The sequence below is a fragment of the Roseobacter fucihabitans genome (assembly GCF_014337925.2).
In the GTDB taxonomy this organism is placed as follows: Bacteria; Pseudomonadota; Alphaproteobacteria; order Rhodobacterales; family Rhodobacteraceae; genus Roseobacter; species Roseobacter fucihabitans.
This window is the reverse complement of sequence record NZ_CP143423.1, coordinates 4,156,840-4,173,221: the sequence shown is the minus strand read 5'-3', so window position 1 is coordinate 4,173,221 and position 16,382 is coordinate 4,156,840. Positions and strand designations below refer to the sequence as shown.

17 protein-coding genes are annotated in these 16,382 nt (G+C 57.0%); 9 read left to right on the top strand and 8 right to left on the bottom strand.

Annotated elements, in window-relative coordinates; translation table 11 throughout:
- The first annotated feature begins 13 nt into the window (after positions 1–13).
- From ROLI_RS20450 to ROLI_RS20425, 6 genes are read left to right on the top strand one after another with little or no spacing between them, the layout of a single operon-like run.
- Positions 14–985, top strand: coding sequence for a YVTN family beta-propeller repeat protein (locus ROLI_RS20450; protein ID WP_187430823.1), 972 nt, complete (start codon positions 14–16; stop codon positions 983–985).
- Between the two features lie 21 nt (positions 986–1,006).
- On the top strand, positions 1,007–1,444 hold the full coding sequence (locus tag ROLI_RS20445) for a hypothetical protein (RefSeq protein ID WP_187430822.1): 438 nt from the start codon (positions 1,007–1,009) through the stop codon (positions 1,442–1,444).
- 17 nt (positions 1,445–1,461) lie between these two features.
- Positions 1,462–1,713: a PepSY domain-containing protein gene (locus tag ROLI_RS20440; protein WP_187430821.1), complete on the top strand. Its 252-nt coding sequence runs from the start codon at positions 1,462–1,464 to the stop codon at positions 1,711–1,713.
- Between the two features lie 23 nt (positions 1,714–1,736).
- A complete protein-coding gene (locus ROLI_RS20435) occupies positions 1,737–2,705 on the top strand; it encodes an ABC transporter substrate-binding protein (protein ID WP_187430820.1) in 969 nt (322 codons plus the stop codon).
- 9 nt (positions 2,706–2,714) lie between these two features.
- Positions 2,715–3,464, top strand: coding sequence for an ABC transporter permease (locus ROLI_RS20430; protein ID WP_187430819.1), 750 nt, complete (start codon positions 2,715–2,717; stop codon positions 3,462–3,464).
- Positions 3,410–4,057 carry an ABC transporter ATP-binding protein gene (locus tag ROLI_RS20425; RefSeq protein WP_222869581.1) on the top strand — a complete coding sequence of 216 codons (648 nt, stop codon included), beginning with the start codon at positions 3,410–3,412 and terminating at the stop codon, positions 4,055–4,057. The genes ROLI_RS20430 and ROLI_RS20425 overlap by 55 nt, the downstream gene beginning before the upstream one ends.
- Positions 4,058–4,083: 26 nt before the next feature.
- Here ROLI_RS20425 and ROLI_RS20420 read toward each other — a convergent pair whose 3' ends face one another.
- The gene (locus ROLI_RS20420) at positions 4,084–4,929 is read right to left on the bottom strand and encodes a DMT family transporter (protein ID WP_187430818.1); all 846 of its coding nucleotides are present in this window, start codon (positions 4,927–4,929) and stop codon (positions 4,084–4,086) included.
- 212 nt (positions 4,930–5,141) lie between these two features.
- Between ROLI_RS20420 and ROLI_RS20415 the strand changes: the two genes are divergently transcribed.
- From ROLI_RS20415 to ROLI_RS20405, 3 genes are read left to right on the top strand one after another with little or no spacing between them, the layout of a single operon-like run.
- On the top strand, positions 5,142–7,511 hold the full coding sequence (locus ROLI_RS20415; RefSeq protein ID WP_187430817.1) for a DUF1989 domain-containing protein: 2,370 nt from the start codon (positions 5,142–5,144) through the stop codon (positions 7,509–7,511).
- Positions 7,508–7,879, top strand: coding sequence for a hypothetical protein (locus ROLI_RS20410; protein ID WP_187430816.1), 372 nt, complete (start codon positions 7,508–7,510; stop codon positions 7,877–7,879). The genes ROLI_RS20415 and ROLI_RS20410 overlap by 4 nt, the downstream gene beginning before the upstream one ends.
- Before the next feature lie 5 nt (positions 7,880–7,884).
- Complete coding sequence (locus tag ROLI_RS20405) at positions 7,885–8,298, top strand: group II truncated hemoglobin (RefSeq protein ID WP_187430815.1); 414 nt, start codon at positions 7,885–7,887, stop codon at positions 8,296–8,298.
- On the opposite strand, the gene ROLI_RS20400 is transcribed toward ROLI_RS20405, so the two are convergent.
- From ROLI_RS20400 to ROLI_RS20370, 7 genes are all read right to left on the bottom strand, one after another.
- Positions 8,295–9,629, bottom strand: coding sequence for an NAD(P)-binding domain-containing protein (locus ROLI_RS20400; RefSeq protein WP_187430814.1), 1,335 nt, complete (start codon positions 9,627–9,629; stop codon positions 8,295–8,297). The two genes, ROLI_RS20405 and ROLI_RS20400, sit on opposite strands and share 4 nt — an antisense overlap.
- A gap of 492 nt (positions 9,630–10,121) precedes the next feature.
- On the bottom strand, positions 10,122–11,450 hold the full coding sequence (glnT, locus tag ROLI_RS20395; RefSeq protein ID WP_187430813.1) for a type III glutamate--ammonia ligase: 1,329 nt from the start codon (positions 11,448–11,450) through the stop codon (positions 10,122–10,124).
- Positions 11,451–11,518: 68 nt separating this feature from the next.
- Positions 11,519–12,865 (bottom strand): FMN-binding glutamate synthase family protein, encoded by a 1,347-nt coding sequence (locus tag ROLI_RS20390; RefSeq protein WP_187430812.1) that lies wholly within the window; start codon positions 12,863–12,865, stop codon positions 11,519–11,521.
- A gap of 11 nt (positions 12,866–12,876) precedes the next feature.
- Positions 12,877–13,560 carry a GXGXG domain-containing protein gene (locus ROLI_RS20385; RefSeq protein ID WP_187430811.1) on the bottom strand — a complete coding sequence of 228 codons (684 nt, stop codon included), beginning with the start codon at positions 13,558–13,560 and terminating at the stop codon, positions 12,877–12,879.
- A 1-nt stretch (position 13,561) separates the two neighbouring features.
- Entirely contained in the window at positions 13,562–14,491 is a 930-nt protein-coding gene (locus ROLI_RS20380) for a glutamine amidotransferase family protein (RefSeq protein ID WP_187430810.1), read from the bottom strand.
- A 171-nt stretch (positions 14,492–14,662) separates the two neighbouring features.
- The gene (locus tag ROLI_RS20375) at positions 14,663–14,875 is read right to left on the bottom strand and encodes a hypothetical protein (protein ID WP_187430809.1); all 213 of its coding nucleotides are present in this window, start codon (positions 14,873–14,875) and stop codon (positions 14,663–14,665) included.
- A gap of 17 nt (positions 14,876–14,892) precedes the next feature.
- Complete coding sequence (locus ROLI_RS20370) at positions 14,893–16,257, bottom strand: ammonium transporter (RefSeq protein ID WP_187430835.1); 1,365 nt, start codon at positions 16,255–16,257, stop codon at positions 14,893–14,895.
- Between the last annotated feature and the right edge of the window lie 125 nt (positions 16,258–16,382).

Below are 16,382 nucleotides of genomic sequence, written 5' to 3'. Positions count from 1 at the left end.
ACGGAGATTACAGATGAAATCGGCTTTCCTCGCACTCCCCATTGCTGCTTTGTTGGCGGGGCCGGTTGATGCCGGCAAGGCGTTCATCTCCAACGAACGCGGCAATACGATCACCGTGGTGAATACCGAAACCTGGGAGGTGGAGACGGAATTTTTTGCGGGTAACCGCCCGCGCGGAATCACGGCCAGCCCGGATGGTAGCGTGATTTACGTCTGTGCCTCGGATGATAATCTGGTGCGGGTCTTTGATGCGGAAACCTATGAAGAATTGCCCAGCCTGCCGTCTGGCCCCGACCCGGAATTGTTCATTCTGGAGCCGTCAGGCAAGCGGCTTTATATCGCCAATGAGGATGACAATCTGGTGACGGTGACCGATACGCAAACCCGCACCATTCTGGCCGAGGTGCCGGTGGGCGTGGAACCCGAGGGCATGGGCATGAGCCCGGATGCCAAATGGGTGGTCAATACCTCCGAGACGACCAATATGGCGCATTTCATTTCGACCGAAGACTATAAGATCAAACATAATATCCTCGTCGATCAACGCCCGCGTTATGCGCATTACACGGCGGATGGGAAGCGCCTTTTTGTGACCTCCGAGATCGGTGGGACCGTCACGGTGATGGACATCGCGGAAGATGGCGCGCCCACTGTCGTTGGTAAAATCTCCTTTGAGGTGGCGGGAATTCAACCCGAATGGCTGCAACCCGTGGGCGCGCGGGTAACGGCGGATGGCACGCGGCTCTTTGTGGCGCTGGGGCCGTCGAACCGGGTCGCGGTGGTGGATGCGCAAAGCCTTGAGGTTCTGGATTACATCCTCGTGGGGCAGCGCGTCTGGCAGCTTGATTTCACACCGGATGAGAAATTCCTGCTGACCACCAATGGGAATTCCAATGACATTACGGTCATTGATGTGGCCCGCGAAAAGGCGATCAAATCCATTCAGGTCGGCCAGCAACCCTGGGGGGTTGTGGTGATCGACTAAGGCAAAAGAGGGAGGAACGATATGCGAAATTTGATAGGTGCCGCGGTGCTTGCGGTGATGGGGGGGCCGGTCATGGCGGCCCTGCTTTGTGACGATCTGGGGTTCGCCGGGTTGTTGGCGAAATGCAATCGGGGCGAGACGATCAAGGTCTTGCTGGCTTCGGGGCAACCGTTGGGACAAGACGTGCAATTGCAATCGGGTGCCTATTACAAAATGGAAATCACGGCGGATGGATCGGCAGAACTGGCGGTGGAGGGGTCTAGTTTCTTTCGCGCGATCTGGATGAACGAGATCGTCATCAACAGCATCGAAATCCGGCCCATGGCGATCGACAGCATCGAGTTCGACAAGGCAGGCGTGGCGGAATTATCCTTTGTTGCGATCAAGCCGGGCAGTCATACGCTGCGCATTCCCGGATCGACCGGCGAGTCGCAATCCATCACGCTTTCGATTCAGTAAATAGGGGGCAGATACGCATGAAACATTTATTGACCTTGGCGGTGGCCACTTTGATCGGGGCGCCGGCGTTTGCGGCGGGTCACTTGGACGCCGAAACCGTGGAAAAGATCGAGGCGATGTTAGCCTCCATCGAGTGCCAGATGGACCCTGATGACATTGAGGTCGAAGAGGACGGCTATGATCTGGATGATGTGATCTGCAAAGGTGGCAACCAGTTCGACATCAAATTAGACAAGGCGTTCAATGAGGTGAGCCGCCGCGCTGAATGAGGAGAATACGCCGGGAGGCCCTGATGAAACATCTTGTCAAATTGATTTGTGCGATGGTTTTGGGCGGGACCGGGATGGCCTGGGCCGAAGATTTGCCCGTGATCCGGGCGGCCGTCCTCAAGATCGGGACGGTCAATTGGGAGTTGGCCACGATCATTGATAATGGGTTTGATCGCCAGAACGGCTTTATCCTCGATGTGCAGCCCTATGCCGATAACGGTGCGACGCGCATTGCCGTGGAAGGTGGCGAGGCCGATATGGCGGTGGCCGATTGGATTTGGGTGGCGCGTCAGCGCGCTGCCGGAAAGGGCTATGTATTCATCCCATATTCCAAAGCCGTCGGCGGTGTGGTCGTGCCAAATGACAGCACCGCAGCCACTCTTGCAGACCTCAAGGGCGGTAAAATCGGGATTGCAGGGGGGCCGCTGGATAAATCATGGCTGATCCTGCGCGCCTACGCGCAACAACAATATGGGTTTGACCTCAAGGCTGACACCGATCAGGTTTACGGCGCGCCGCCGTTGATTTTCAAATCGGCCAATGGCGGGGCTTATGTCGGCGCGATCAATTTCTGGCATTTTCTCGCGCGCAACAAGGCCGAGGGTATGCGGGAACTGATCTCGGTAGAACAGGCGGGAGCGGCGCTGGGTCTGGATACGGACACGCCTTTGCTGGGGTATTACTTCAAGGAGGCATTTCTGAACGACCACCCTGATCTGGCGCAATCTTTCTTTGAGGCCAGCCGGGCGGCCAAGGCCTTACTGCTCACGTCAGATGCGGCATGGGAGGCCATCCGTCCGCGCATGAACGCGGGAACAGAGGCTTATTTCCAACAGCTTAAATCAGACTGGATTGCGGGTATCCCTGCGCGTGGGCCTGTAAATAAGGCGGCGGCGGAGAAAATGTTACTGCTGATGGATGATCTGGGCGGGCCGGAGTTGGTGGGGTCGGCGACATCCCTGCCGGATGGTCTGTTTGCGGATGTGAAATAGGGCGGGGGTATGCATAGCGCGCGGCTCACGCCGGTTCTGTCAATGGGCGGGCTTTTGTTGCTTTGGGTGGTCGCAGCACTGCTGAGCGATGACGCGCAGATACTGCCCACCCCATGGCAATTGATCCCGCCGTGGCGACAGGAACTGGCGTCGGGAGAATTGTTCACCCATCTCGGGGCGACTTTGGTGCGGGTGATCTGGGCCTTCACGCTGGCGATGTCGCTCGGGGTTGCGCTCGGACTGGCCATGGGACGCTCTGCGGCGCTGAACCGCTGGCTCGACCCCTGGCTGGTGGTGTTCCTGAACCTGCCAGCGCTGGTGTTGATCGTGCTCTGTTACCTCTGGATCGGATTGACCGAGGCTGCCGCGATCACTGCCGTGACCCTCAACAAGGTTCCCAATGTCGCCGTGCTCATCCGCGAAGGCGCGCGCGCGCTGGACCCGGAACTGGATGCCATGAGCAAGGTTTACCGCATGTCCTGGCTCACCCGGATGCGTCACGTGATTTTCCCCCAGCTGGCACCATTCATCGCCGCCGCCGCCCGCTCCGGTGTGGCGGTGATCTGGAAAATCGTGCTGGTGGTCGAATTTCTGGGACGCTCTTCGGGCGTCGGGTTTCAGATCCACCTCTATTTCCAACTTTTCGATGTGGCCATGGTGCTGGTCTATGCGTTTTCGTTTATCTGCGTGATGCTGCTTTTTGAATGGCTGATCCTGCAACCGATGGAACGGCGCGCGAACCGGTGGCGTGCGCCGTGATCCGGGTGGATGTCAAATCCAAGCGTTTTGGCGATGTCCTCGTGCTCGGCGATATTTCATTCACCATTGCGAAAGGTGAAACACTGGCGCTTGTGGGGCCATCGGGTATCGGTAAATCCACTTTGTTACGCATCCTTTCAGGCGTGGATCACGATTTTGAAGGAACGGTGATCCGGCCTGATGCGATGGCATTCGTGTTTCAGGAACCGACGCTTTTGCCCTGGCGCTCGGCATTGCAAAACCTGCTGTTGGTGCATCCCCGTCTGAGCGCAACGGATGCGCGCGAAAGAATGGCCGAGGTGGGGCTTGCTGGAAAAGAGTTGCTTTTTCCGGGTCAATTGTCACTGGGCCAGCAGCGTCGGCTGTCTCTGGCGCGCGCCTTTGCGGGGCAGCCCGAGCTGCTGATCATGGATGAACCCTATGCGTCTCTGGATTCCGATACTGGTGATGCGATGTTGCGCCTGACAGAGGCGTTGATTGCCCGGCACCGTCCGGCGAGCCTTTTTGTGACGCATGACATGCGCGAGGCGGATCGGCTGGCTGATCGCGTTTTGACACTGTGCCCGCATGCAACAGGTGCCACATTGAATTGAGCCTGTAAGATGCAGCCTCAATGGATTTACAGCGCGAGATATCCGACCCCGCAGAAGGCAACGAGGCACCCGCCCCATTGCGGCAGGGACATTGCCTCCTTGAGCCAGACCCAGGCCAATAGGATTGTCAGCAATCCGAACATCGAGGAGGTGACGGCTGCGTATTGTGGATCGGGCAGCGTGCCGGCGGTCAGGACACAGAGCAGGGCGATTCCATCGGCAACGCCCATCAGGACCAATATCGGAAAAGCGCGCCTGCCTGGCCAGAACGGCATTTTGAAGCTCACGAAGATCACGCAGACAAGCGCGACCGTGACAATGCGCGCAATGAGGGTGGATGGCATTTCATTGCTAATGTCGGCTGCATGTTGACCCAATGCGAAGGTGCCGGCGAAACCGACAGCTGCGATCAAAGCATAGAGGATGGTAAGACCTTTGGGGGGGGCCTCATCGGAGCTGCTGTCTGAGAGGGCCGCAACGATGGCAACCCCGGTGACGATTGCGATGACGGCGATCCACTGCAACGGTGTTGTATTTGCGCCCTGCACGGATGCCAGAGCGACCGACAAGATCGGATAGCTGGCGATCAGGGGGGCCACCAGCCTGACCGGACCGCGTTGAAACGCATAGTAGAGTCCAAAGGTAGCGATAGCGAAAAACACGCCTGCGCCGATGGACAGCCATACCGCCTGCAGGGGGATTGGGCTGAAACCTGCTCCCAAGGCCATCAGCGTAACATGAAACAGCAAACCGGTCGCAAGCACCGTGAAGATACAGGCGCTGAGGGGTGTTTTCTGGCTGAGAAAGCGCACGCATATATCGTGAAACCCCCAGCACAGTGCCGCAACCAATCCCAGCATCAAAGTGTTCATGTGACGGCTTCACCAGCGCGATTCGCTGCCCTATCTGCCCCCTCATGGACAAAGATGGCTCGCACAGGCCCACTTGAAGCTCCCATGTTACAACAGATAGCTTGATTTGTCATTTGTGTCCGATTTTGTTTGCGGTGAGGGTCTGTGTATGTATTCTTATCATTAAATAATTATTCCGCTCATGCAACTGCAACCGGCATTGGAGACGCGCAATGCTCGATCATTACCCCACAGTCAGGCCAGGTCCACCAAAACCCAGCAAGATCATCCAACCGCGGGTCTTCTCGCTGGAACCCGGCACGGAGCGGTATGTCATACCGGGGCGGGGGGCGGTTTTGATTCCTGTCTTGGCCGGGGACAGGATGACGATTTCCAACGATGAAGGGGGGCAGCCCTGTGAGATTCTGGCATGCGACGCGCGCGGGCGTGTTGATGCCGAAATGATCGGCGCGACGGCGCAGGGTCATGCGGCGGGGCTGCAATCCTTATTGGCCAGCGACGATCATTCCCTGCGCGCGCTTCGGATGGGTCTTGACGCGCGCAAGATCGATCTCGCTCAGGCGCAGGCGGTTCACCTTTTTGAAAAGACGACCCCAGCGGGCACGCAGGCTGATTTTGGCGTGGCCCGAGAGGGCGCGCTTATCATTGCGGCCCCCGGTGCGGCGATGGATGCGGAAACCCAAAACACCGCGACACCGCTTACCGTGGTCATCAAACGGGCCACATTGAAAAGCCATGTCCGCTTTGAATTGCCCGACCCTCTGGCGGACCCTCTGGCCGATGTGCGCATCCATTCCCAGACGGCGGAAGCCTATTTCGTCAAGGCAGGCGACTACATCCAGATCATCGATGTGGACGGGCGCCAATGCACAGATTTCGAGTGCTTTTCTGCCCGCAAGCTGGACCGCGGCATAGAGCATGCGCTGGATGTGACAACGACGCGGACCCTGATGGGCCATGCCTATCCGATGCCCGGCGTGCATGCGAAATATTACGATCAGGAAATGTTGCCATTGGTCGAGGTCGTGCAGGACACCTGTGGGCGCCATGATGCTTTCGCGCTCGCCTGTTCGGCGAAATATTATGATGACATCGGCTATCCGGGGCATGTCAATTGTTCGGATAACTTCAACACCGCGCTGTCGAATTTCGGGGTGGGGGGGCGTCCGGGCTGGATGGCAATCAACTTCTTTTTCAATACGGCCATCGACGATCATGGGGTGATGTATACCGATGAACCCTGGTCGCGTCCCGGTGATTACGTGCTCTTGCGCGCGCTGACGGATATCGTCTGTGTCAGTTCGGCCTGTCCCGATGATACCACGGCGGCCAATGGCTGGAATCCCACCGACATTCACATTCGCACCTATAGCGGTAAAGAAACTTTTCAACGGTCCATTGCGACCCGCGCCACGCCAGATTCGGAGCCGAAAATGACCAAGAAAACTGGTTTCCACGACAGCTTTGCCAAGCACACGCGGAATTTTGTCGAATACAACGGCTATTGGCTGGCCAATTGCTTTGCTGCCGCCGGTCCGATCGAGGAATATTGGGCGTGTCGGCAAAAGGCGGTGATCATGGATCTGTCGCCGCTGCGCAAATTCGAGATCACCGGACCGGACGCCGAGGCGCTGTGCCAATATGCCTTTACCCGCAACATGAAAACGCTGGCGGTTGGCGGCGTGGTCTATACCGCGATGTGTTATGAACATGGCGGGATGATCGACGACGGGACCGTGTTCCGTCTGGCGCGGGATAACTTCCGCTGGATTGGCGGCACGGAATACGGCGGTGAATGGTTGCGTGAACTGGCGGAAAAACTGGGACTGAAAGTGCTGATCCGCTCGTCTACGGATCAATTGCACAATGTCGCGGTACAAGGGCCAAACAGCCGGGATTTGTTACGCGAGCTGGTCTGGACCGCGCCGCATAATCCCGAATTTGACCAACTCGATTGGTTCCGCTTTACGCCTGCACGTTTGCGCAATGAAGCCGGGACGGCCTTTGTTTTAAGCCGTACGGGATACACGGGCGAATTGGGATATGAGGTGATGTGCCACCCCAAGAACTGCGCTGAGATTTTCGAGGCGATCTGGGAGGTGGGACAGGGGTATGGTCTGAAACCGATGGGATTGGAGGCGCTTGATATGGTTCGGATTGAGGCAGGCTTGGTCTTTGCCGGCTATGATTTCAGCGATCAGACCGACCCGTTTGAGGCGGGCATCGGATTCACGGTGCCGCTGAAATCAAAAACGGATGACTTCATGGGCCGGGATGCTTTGATCCGGCGCAAGGAAACGCCCGCGCGCAAACTAGTTGGCCTGGAAATCGACAGTAATGTGGATGTGGCGCATGGCGATTGCGTCCATGTTGGGCGTGCACAAATCGGTGAAATCACCTCCTCGATGCGTTCTGCGATGTTGGGCAAGAATATTGCGCTGGCGCGGGTGGATGTGGCCCACTGCGAGGTCGGAACCGCGCTTGAGATCGGCAAGCTGGATGGGCATCAAAAACGCCTGCCCGCCGTCATCGCCCCGACGCTTGCGGCGTTTGACCCAAAGAAAGAGCGCCCCCGGTCATGATCCGGTTTGCGCTTGCCCTTTGCTTGATGGCGAGTGCGTCGGCGGCGCAGTCCGTCAAGCTGAGTGCGAATGAAATCTCTTTGTTGTTGTCCGGGAATACGGCCGTGGGCAGCTGGGACAACGTACCTTATCGCCAGTATTTCGACCCGGAAGGGACGACGATTTTTGCACAGGAAAACACGCGTTCGGTGCGCGGGTCATGGCGCGTTGACGTGGATCGCGATGAGTTTCAGAGCCGTTGGCCAAATGATGCAGAATGGGAGGGGTGGTTCGTGATGGAATACGCGGGCGAGTGGTTTTGGGTCAGCAAAACCACACCGCCAACGCCCTTTGCCGTGGTGGAAGGCGAACAGCTGATCGGGGAGTAGAACGGATGGCGGCATTGGATGATCTGGGCGGCGAGGCACGGCTACGCACCTTGGTGGAACAGTTCTATGATCTGGTCGAAAACCTGCCCGAGGGATCCAACCTGCGGCGTTTGCATGGGCGCGGACATGGTGTGGATCACGCGCGGGTGGAACAATTCAACTTTCTGTCCGGTTTCATGGGGGGCCGCCCGTATTATAGAGAGAAATACGGCCATATGGACGTGAAGCTGATGCATGAACATGTGCCGATCCGGCAGGACGACGCGGATAACTGGCTGTTTTGTATGAACCGCGCGCTTGACGACGAAGGCCACAATGGCCCCCATATCGACAAGCTGCGCGCGGTGTTTCAGCGCGTTGCGCAGATCCTGGTCAACGACGTCCCCGATTGGGAAGAAACGGGGACGCGCCGCCCTTAATTCTGTAGATAGACCTCGAGGCTATCATCAAGCGCGTCCTTCCAGGGCGTGTGGTGTTTGGGTGCCATCGTACCCGTGATGACCGATCTATAGCCGTTGTCGCGGAAGGTCATGATGCCGGCCTTTTTGTGGCCCTTCCATTGCTTGAACGCCTGGCAGGCCCCTTCGACGTCAAAGGAGGGGTAATCCGTTTCTGCCACCAGCTCCTTGATGTAATCGCCCTGATACCAGATTGCGTCGTAATCATCCGCGCCCGCATCCTCGCGCGCGACCCGGTCGGCCACATCGGCTTTCATCGTGGCGGGGTCGGGCATCTCGATGCGCCCCATGATCGCGTCGCGCACCCACCAGGCCTGCGCGTCGAACATGTTGAAGGTGAACCACTGATCCTGCATCCCGATGTAGAAAAGCGCAGGTTCCTCGACATAGGCAACACCCTTGTAAAGATCCGCCGTGGCGAGCCGGTTTGCCGTTTTCAGCCGCAACCCGTCGGGCAGGAAGGGGAAGTGATGCTTGTACCCGGTGCAGAGGATCACCGCGTCCACATCGCGCGACGTGCCGTCTTTGAAATGCGCCGTGGTGCCATCGACATGGGTGAGCAGGGGGACCTCGGCCCAATTATCGGGCCAGTCAAAACCCATCGCGGCGGTGCGGTGGCTGACGGTGATCGATTTGGCACCATATTTCCAGCATTGTGACCCGATGTCCTCAGCGGAATAGCTGGTGCCGACGATGAGAATATCCTTGTCTTTGAATTCCATCGCATCACGGAAGTCATGCGCATGCAAAACCCGACCCTTGAAACTCTCGAACCCGTCAAATTGGGGTACATTTGGCGTGCTGAAATGGCCTGAACAGACGATCACATGATCAAAGCTCTCGGTATAGGTGTGATCCTTGGGCAGGTTACAGACCGTGACGTTGAACTTATCACCTTCTTTCGCGACCCAGCGCACCGCCGTTTCAAACCGGATCCAGTCGCGCACACCGGCCTTTTTCACCCGCCCTTCGATGTAATCGAACAGCACCGCGCGGGGCGGATAAGAGGCGATCTGCTTGCCGAAATGCTCTTCAAAACTGTAATCGGCAAACTCCAGGCCCTCCTTGGGACCGTTCGACCACAGATAGCGATACATCGATCCGTGCACCGGCTCGCCGTATTCATCCAAGCCCGTGCGCCACGTATAATTCCACAAACCGCCCCAATTGGCCTGTTTCTCGAAACATACGATCTCGGGGATTTCCGCGCCTTGGGCTGCGGCGGATTGAAAGGCACGAAGTTGCGCGAGACCTGAAGGGCCTGCGCCAATGACGGCGATGCGTTTGGTCATGATGTGACATGTCCTTTTCTAATTTCATGGTTGTAACGAGTTCATCCGATTTTCTTACTGCAAGTCAACAATTATTCTTATTGGTAAACACTGAATCGCATATTTCGTTGTTTCATAGGCCTGTTTTGCCTTAGAGTTGGGTGACGCATGATCCGGGAAACAGTATGGAAAACGGCAAGCGAAAGATCAGCTATTGGACGGTTGCGTTCCGGAGCGGTTATGGAAGTTTGGGGATGCCTAATGACACCACGCATCAGCCGCGGCGCAGATGTCCCCGGCCGATCAATTATTGATCCTGACGCGCGCAACATGGACGACGGCGGTATTTGCGCCAAGCACCGCGTTGCCGAATTTTGCACATGCAGCAATGAGCATGGGGTTTTTACGCGACACCTTGCTTGGGAACGAGAAATCCATTGGTCTGCTCTGGGGGCGCGCGCCTAGCGCGGCGGATGGCTGCGCGAGGCACGTGCCATCCGCCGCGCACAGCCATCAGATGTCCAATGTGTTCGCTTTTTCCCAGGATGAAAAATAGTTACAAAAGTCGTTCCATTCCTGATGCTTCATCTTCAGATAAGCGGCAGAAAACTCTGCCCCCATTGCCTCTTTCAAGGCCTTGTCCTTGTCATAGTCGCGCAAAGCGTCCAGCATGTTCAAAGGCAGTTTTGGCGCGCCCCGAACCTTGTGGCCTTCGGCATACATATCGATATCATGGCGTTTACCGGGGTCGGCCTTGGAGCCTATGCCCGACAGGCCCGCCGCAATGATCACAGCCTGCAACAGATAGGGGTTCGCGGCACCGTCAGGCAGGCGCAATTCAAACCGTCCCGGACCAGGCACGCGCACCATATGCGTGCGGTTATTGCCGGTCCAGGTGACCGTATTGGGCGCCCAAGTGGCCCCGGAGGTGGTGCGCGGTGCGTTGATACGCTTGTAGCTGTTAACGGTTGGGTTCGTGATTGCCGCCAGCGCGCTGGCATGTTTCATGATCCCGCCGAGGAAGTGCTTGCCACGCTCCGAGAGGCCCAATTCACCTGTCTGCCCTTCACCCTCACCGGCAAAGACGTTGGTCTTTGATTGCGCACCGGGCGCATCCCAAACCGAGATGTGAACGTGACAGCCGTTGCCAGTCAGCCCCTCGATGGGTTTGGGCATGAAAGTTGCGCGGAACCCGTGTTTTTCGGCGACACATTTCGTCATAAACTTAAAGAAACTGTGCTTATCTGCGGTTTTCAGCGCATCGTCGAAATCCCAGTTCATCTCCCACTGGCCGTTGGCGTCTTCATGGTCATTCTGATAGGGATTCCAACCCATTTCCAGCATGTGATCGCTGATCTCGCGGATCACGTCGAGCCGGCGCATAAAGGCCTGCTGGTCGTAACAAGGTTTGGCCGCCGTATCAAATTCATCCGAAATCTGATCGCCCGCGGGGGTGAGCAGGAAGAATTCCGCCTCCACGCCGGTCTTGACGTGCATCCCCTTCTCGGCGGCTTCACCGATCAGGCGGCGCAACACATTGCGTGGGGCTTGGGCGACGTCCTTGCCTTCCATCACGCAATTGGCGGGTACCCAGGCAATCTCGCGGTTCCAGGGCAGGATGATCACAGCATCGGGGTCCGGCACGGCCAACATATCGGGATGCGCTGGCGTCAAGTCGAGCCATGTCGCAAACCCGGCAAAGCCCGCGCCGTCCTCTTGCATGTCCGCGATGGCACGCGCAGGCACCAATTTGGCACGTTGCCCCCCGAACAGATCGGTGAATGAAATCATGAAATATTTGATGCCGTTCTCTTCGGCGAATTTTGCGAGATCTTTGACCATTTATCGTCCCCTGTCGTCTTTTTATGTGTCGTAAAAAGGGCGCGAACCGTCCGGCCGCGCCCGTTGCATTAGAAACCCGTACCTGGTTTGCCAGGATACCAATCGGTGCCCGCCAACGGAACCTTGGCCATTGCGGCGGCCTCCATGGTCAAGGCCACAAGGTCCTCTGGCTCCAGGTTATGCAGGTGGTTCTTGCCACAGGCCCGCGCGATGGTCTGCGCCTCCAGCGTCATCACCTTGAGGTAATTCCTGAGCCGACGTCCGCCCTCGATGGGGTCAAACCGCTTCATCAACTCCGGGTCCTGCGTGGTGATCCCGGCGGGATCGCGCCCCTCGTGCCAGTCATCGTAGGCTCCGGCAGTGGTGCCCAAAGCGTTGTATTCTGCTTCCCACTTTGGATCATTATCCCCCAGCGCGATGAGCGCCGCGGTGCCAATCGCGACCGCATCCGCACCAAGCGCCATGGCCTTGGCCACATCCGCGCCCGAGCGGATACCACCCGACAGGATCAACTGAACCTTGCGGTGCATGCCAAGATCCTGCAAGGCCTGAACAGCGGGGCGTATAATGGCGAGCGTTGGCTGGCCGACGTGTTCGATGAACACATCCTGCGTGGCCGCCGTGCCGCCCTGCATCCCGTCCAGAACCACTGCATCAGCACCCGCCTTAATGGCAAGCGTGGTGTCATAATAGGGGCGCGCGCCCGCCACCTTGACATAGATCGGGACTTTCCAGCCGGTAATTTCGCGCAGCTCCAGGATCTTGATTTCAAGATCATCCGGTCCGGTCCAATCCGGGTGACGGCAAGCGGAGCGTTGGTCGATGCCCTTGGGCAGGTTGCGCATTTCGGCCACGCGGTCGCTGATTTTCTGACCCAAAAGCATACCCCCGCCGCCGGGTTTCGCGCCTTGACCAACAACGATTTCAATCGCATCCGCTTTGCGCAGATCGTTCGGGTTCATGCCGTAACGCGAGGGCAGATATTGATAAACCAGCTTGTTGGAATGGCCACGTTCTTCGGGGGTCATGCCGCCGTCACCGGTGGTGGTTGAGGTACCCGCCGCTGAGGCACCGCGCCCCAATGCCTCTTTTGCCGGACCGGAGAGCGCGCCAAAAGACATGCCCGCAATCGTGATGGGGATGTCCAGTTCAATCGGGTTTTCCGCATGCAAACCACCGATGGTCACGGAGGTTTCGCATTTTTCGCGATACCCTTCGAGCGGGTAACGCGAGATTGACGCGCCCATGAACAACAGGTCGTCAAAAGACGGAACCTTGCGTTTCGCACCGCCCCCGCGGATGTCATAGATGCCCGTGGCGGCCGCGCGACGGATGTCGGAATTCACATCCTGGCTAAAGGTGGCGGATTGGCGCGGTGTCGTGTTTGGGATCCGTTTGGGATCTTGCTTGTTCATACCGAATATCCTTAATACGCCGCAGCGTTATCAACGTCGAAATTATAGAGATTACGGGCGGAGCCGTAGCGTGTGAACTCCTCGGGGGCCGCATCAATGCCGGCCTGTTCCAAGAGGTCCTTGAGGATCTCAATATGCTCGGGCCGCATCTCTTTCTTCTCGCAATCTGCGCCGAGAGATTTGACCTCTCCGCGCACGAAAAGCCGCGCTTCATAGCAGCTGTCGCCCAGAGCATCGCCCGCGTCACCGCAGACCACAAGGTTGCCCGATTGCGCCATGAAGGCGGACATATGCCCGATGTTGCCCTGCACCACGATGTTAATGCCCTTCATCGAAATGCCACAGCGCGAGGAGGCGTTGCCCTTGATCACAAGCAGCCCACCGTGCCCGGTTGCACCCGCATATTGCGAGGCATCGCCTTCGATCACGACTTTGCCCGACATCATGTTTTCTGCTGTGCCGGGACCGGCGGAGCCATGAATATTCACGGTCGCCTGTTGGTTCATGCCCGCGCAATAATACCCGGTGGAGCCCTTGACGGTAACCTCAATGGGCGCGTCCAGCCCGCAGGCAATGGCGTGTGCGCCTTTGGGGTTCACGATTTCCCAAGCGGTTTGATTGGTGGTTTCGGCTTGCGCATGAAGCGTCTTGTTCATCTCGCGCAGGCCAATGGATTCAAGGTCGATTATCTGCATCTCAGGCGGCCTTTTCGTGGGTTGTTGGGGTGTCGTTGTGGCTCCAGAAATAGACCGTTGCCGGTTCTGGTTCCCAGACGCGGGCGTTTTCAATACCCGGCAGGTCCACAAGCGCGCGGTATTCCGAACCAAACGCGACGTATTGATCGGTTTCGGCCATCACGGCAGGTTTGCAGGCAATCGGGTCACGTACGACGCCGAAGCCGTCTTTGGTGCCGACCACAAAGGTGAAAAACCCGTCCAGATCGTCAAGGCTGCTTTCCAGCGCCTGACCAAGGCTCATGCCGTTCTGCATCTGCCAGGTCAGGTAGGCGGCGCCGACCTCTGTGTCGTTTTCGGTTTCGATATGGATGCCCTCGCGGCGTAGTTTGCGGCGCAGGGAATTGTGATTGGAGAGCGATCCGTTATGCACGAGGCATTGATCGTCCCCGGTATTGAAAGGATGCGCGCCCATGGTTGTGACGGCCGATTCGGTGGCCATGCGCGTGTGCCCGATCCCGTGTGATCCGGACATTTTCGACAGGTCAAATTGCGCCGCCACGTCTTTTGGCAGGCCAACCTCCTTGTAAATCTCCAGGCTGTCGCCCCGACTCATGACCCGAATGCCAGAGGCCATTTCTGCGAGCGCGGCACGGGTCTTTGCCGTTGTTCCAGCGGGGATTTCCAGAATGGCGTGGGTGCTTTTCACTCGCATCTTGACCGTGCCGCCGACCACCTTTTCCAAGGCCGCGTCGAGGCCACCAAACGATCCTTCGGGGTCATCCGATTGGATCGTCATCTTCGTGCGCCCCTTTGTTTCACCGCTGTAAATCGCAATGCCCGCGCTATCGGGACCACGATCCGTCATGGTGATCAACATGGAGGTCAACATTTCGCCCAGCTTTGGCTCAAGCGATGGGTCTTTCAAGAACAGTCCTACAATTCCGCACATTTTTTCATCCCTGAAACTGACAGTCGCCGACAGGACGACTCACTGAGCTTATAGATATCAGTAAAAAATAAATGACTCAACTCGCAGGAAAAATATTTTCATAACAGTAAAGTCTTGGTGCAAGAAGGGGCAGGTTTTCCCGCCCCTTCCGGTGTCATCGAGCCGGAGCTCTCAGTACCGTTCCAGCATCTTTGCCACTTTTTCGGCATCGCCAATTTTCTTGGCTTTCTCCAGATGTTCGCCTTCGCGGACAAATTGAATTCGGTGCCAGCCCAACCAGAATATTACACCAACGATTACCATCGGAATTTCCCAGCCCTGCATGGGATACACGGGACCGACTTCGGCGAGATCAACCGCCCAGCTGTCATAACCTATCGACATAACGACGTACTCCTTGTTTATAATTTCTGGGCCAAGGCTGCTTTGTCAGCAGCGATGATCTCGGCTTTGGCGTCCTCATAGGCATGATGTTCCGCATAATCGAGACCCTGCAATTCGACCTCTTCGGGGATGCGCAATACACCAGCTGCGGCCTGCAGTTTGGACACGATCCATGCGGGTGCAAAACCCAGAACAAAGAACATGATGAACGCCCCGATGGCCTGACCCCATGGGCTGATTGTTGCATAGCCTTCATAGGGTGAGCTTGGCGCTCCCCACAGAACGAAACCCGCAATTATCAAACCAACGACGCCAGAGTAACCATGCACCGCGACGGCACCCACAGCGTCATCCAGCTTGAACTTGCGCTCCACCCAGAAGTGAAGCTTGTAGACAATCACAACGCCTATGGCACCAACAATCATGGCCTGAATGGGGTGGTAGAGGTCATTGCCGGCCGACGCCGTTATGATGCCTGCCAGACCGCCGGAGAACGTCCAGAACGCATCACCTTTTGACACGACATAGGCGGCCATCAAACCCCCGGAGAGGGACATCAGGAAGTTAAACGTAATGGCCGAAAGTGTCGTTGGGGCCAGATAAATGTTGGTGGCTGTCCATGTTGCGCCAACAATTTGCCCATCAATCACCTCTGGTGAAATAATCGGAACGTTACAGGCGGCATAGAACCCCCAGAAACCCGTGTAGATCAGGAAGATTCCGATCGTCAACATCCATGGGTTTTGCGGGGGAATGTCGCGCGGTGTGCCATCGGGCGCAAATTTACCAATGCGTGGCCCAAGCACCATGATGACACCCAAAGCGTAACCACCTGCAATGGCGTGAATAACACCGGAGGCATAGGCATCATGATAGCCGAGAAGTTTGACCATCCAGCCGTCCCAATGCCAACCCCAGGCTGCATCGATGATCCAGAAGACCGATCCGATCAGGACGGCATGAACCCAAAGTGCCGAAGACCTGATGCGTTCGATCACCGATCCAGATACGATGGAGGCAGCAGTCCATGAAAACAGCAGAAACGCCGCCCAGAAAACGCCAGTGATGCGGTCATCCAGGTTGGTACCCATATTCGGCGACCAAGGCGTGTAAGAAGCAGCTGCTTCGAAATCGATCGCGCCGCCGAAAATGTAGAAATTGGGGAACGCCCAGTATATCCACCAGCCAAAAAAGAAGAACGTCACGGTCACCAGCGGGATGATCATTATGTTCTTCATAAGGGTATGCATGTGATTTCGAGCGCGACTCGCCCCTACCTCATACATGCAGAACCCAACGTGGATCAAAAACATGAAAACGACCGTCACCCAGTAGTAAAACTCGGTAAACACTGTCGTCAGTGCATTTAGATTTCCTTCCAAAACGTACCCTCCGTCTGTTTTATGAGAAACAGATTTGCCTCTCAGTAATAAAATTTTCCTAAAGCTTGGCTTGGTTATGATGCACCTGTCAACGTATTTTGTTTTGAGTTCGAAGGATGCTGCCT

What these genes read in the sequence shown, in the direction of transcription:
- ROLI_RS20420 (WP_187430818.1), bottom strand. Translation starts at nt 4,929, where the DNA reads ATGAACACTTTGATGCTGGGATTGGTTGCGGCACTGTGCTGGGGGTTT.
- ROLI_RS20430 (WP_187430819.1), top strand. Translation starts at nt 2,715, where the DNA reads ATGCATAGCGCGCGGCTCACGCCGGTTCTGTCAATGGGCGGGCTTTTG.
- ROLI_RS20380 (WP_187430810.1), bottom strand. Translation starts at nt 14,491, where the DNA reads ATGTGCGGAATTGTAGGACTGTTCTTGAAAGACCCATCGCTTGAGCCA.
- ROLI_RS20450 (WP_187430823.1), top strand. Translation starts at nt 14, where the DNA reads ATGAAATCGGCTTTCCTCGCACTCCCCATTGCTGCTTTGTTGGCGGGG.
- ROLI_RS20385 (WP_187430811.1), bottom strand. Translation starts at nt 13,560, where the DNA reads ATGCAGATAATCGACCTTGAATCCATTGGCCTGCGCGAGATGAACAAG.
- ROLI_RS20390 (WP_187430812.1), bottom strand. Translation starts at nt 12,865, where the DNA reads ATGAACAAGCAAGATCCCAAACGGATCCCAAACACGACACCGCGCCAA.
- ROLI_RS20435 (WP_187430820.1), top strand. Translation starts at nt 1,737, where the DNA reads ATGAAACATCTTGTCAAATTGATTTGTGCGATGGTTTTGGGCGGGACC.
- ROLI_RS20425 (WP_222869581.1), top strand. Translation starts at nt 3,410, where the DNA reads ATGGCTGATCCTGCAACCGATGGAACGGCGCGCGAACCGGTGGCGTGC.
- ROLI_RS20405 (WP_187430815.1), top strand. Translation starts at nt 7,885, where the DNA reads ATGGCGGCATTGGATGATCTGGGCGGCGAGGCACGGCTACGCACCTTG.
- ROLI_RS20440 (WP_187430821.1), top strand. Translation starts at nt 1,462, where the DNA reads ATGAAACATTTATTGACCTTGGCGGTGGCCACTTTGATCGGGGCGCCG.
- ROLI_RS20400 (WP_187430814.1), bottom strand. Translation starts at nt 9,629, where the DNA reads ATGACCAAACGCATCGCCGTCATTGGCGCAGGCCCTTCAGGTCTCGCG.
- ROLI_RS20445 (WP_187430822.1), top strand. Translation starts at nt 1,007, where the DNA reads ATGCGAAATTTGATAGGTGCCGCGGTGCTTGCGGTGATGGGGGGGCCG.
- ROLI_RS20375 (WP_187430809.1), bottom strand. Translation starts at nt 14,875, where the DNA reads ATGTCGATAGGTTATGACAGCTGGGCGGTTGATCTCGCCGAAGTCGGT.
- glnT (WP_187430813.1), bottom strand. Translation starts at nt 11,450, where the DNA reads ATGGTCAAAGATCTCGCAAAATTCGCCGAAGAGAACGGCATCAAATAT.
- ROLI_RS20415 (WP_187430817.1), top strand. Translation starts at nt 5,142, where the DNA reads ATGCTCGATCATTACCCCACAGTCAGGCCAGGTCCACCAAAACCCAGC.
- ROLI_RS20410 (WP_187430816.1), top strand. Translation starts at nt 7,508, where the DNA reads ATGATCCGGTTTGCGCTTGCCCTTTGCTTGATGGCGAGTGCGTCGGCG.